1 protein-coding gene is annotated in these 1,039 nt (G+C 53.6%); it reads left to right on the forward strand.

Annotated features, from left to right (window positions below; all coding sequences use genetic code 11):
- Positions 1-48: 48 nt before the first annotated feature.
- Positions 49-1,039, forward strand: a 991-nt coding sequence (locus tag KDK18_RS09375; RefSeq protein ID WP_257254641.1) for a DUF927 domain-containing protein, incomplete at its 3' end; no start/stop codon positions are given.

Here is a 1,039-nt window from a genome sequence, read left to right on the forward strand (position 1 = left end):
ATCTGGGTCCACGCCATTACCAAGGATTCTTTTAACAGCCGGGGTGCAGTGATCAAGTTTTTTGATTACGACTGGCAGCTGGAAACGGCCTTCATTCCCCTGAAGATTCTCAGTGAATCCGGTGGCAAGTTCGGGATGCTCATTCGTGAACAGGGAATGCCCATGGTGGCCGGTAAGGAAAAATGGGTGTGTCGTTATCTGGATGACTCAGCGGTTAACTGTTCAAAACGAGCACTGACCGCTAATAAGCTGGGCTGGTTCGATGCGCAAAAGAAGCCGGTGTTTGTTCTGCCCAAGTCGATCATTGGTGGTAATGAAATAGATTCGGTGTTTTTCCAGACCAACCATATGCAGGACACCAGTTGTCTGTCGGTAGGCGGCACTCTTCAGGATTGGCAGAAGCGAGTGGCTGATCCGTGCAAGGGCAATCCCTTGTTAATGTTTGCGGCGATGTCCGCTCTGGCTGGGCCTTTGCTCAAACTCTGCCGGGGGGAATCGGCGGGATTCCATTTTTATGGTGCAACTTCGGGCGGTAAGACGACCTTGCTACAAGTAGCCGCCAGTGTCTGGGGCGATGGCACCGACCCGCAGGAAGGCGCAGACCATACCTCTATTCGTAAATGGCACTCCACTGGCAACGCTCTGGAAGCCACGGCCCAGATGCACAACGACATGACCTTGTGTCTGGATGAAGTGGGCCAAGTCGAACCCGGCGATCTTGGCAACATCATTTATATGCTGTCCGGTGGTCAACCCAAGGGGCGAAGTCAGATCGAGGGCGGTCTTAAGAAGCAAGTGACCTGGCGTCTTTTGTTTTTGAGTAACGGTGAGATGACCGTGGGCCAGATCCTGGCTCAGGCTGGGCAGGCTGAGAAGGGCGGTCAGCGTCATCGTCTTCCTGATATTCCTTGCGACAACCCGAATGGCGATGGCTCCGGCGTAGTCATTAAAACCCATGGGCAGGAGATCAAGCGTTTCGTAGATGACATTAAAGAGGCTTGCGGTGAATGTTTCGGCCATGCCGGACCTGTGCTTGTGG

Source organism: Endozoicomonas sp. SESOKO3, from assembly GCF_024606255.1.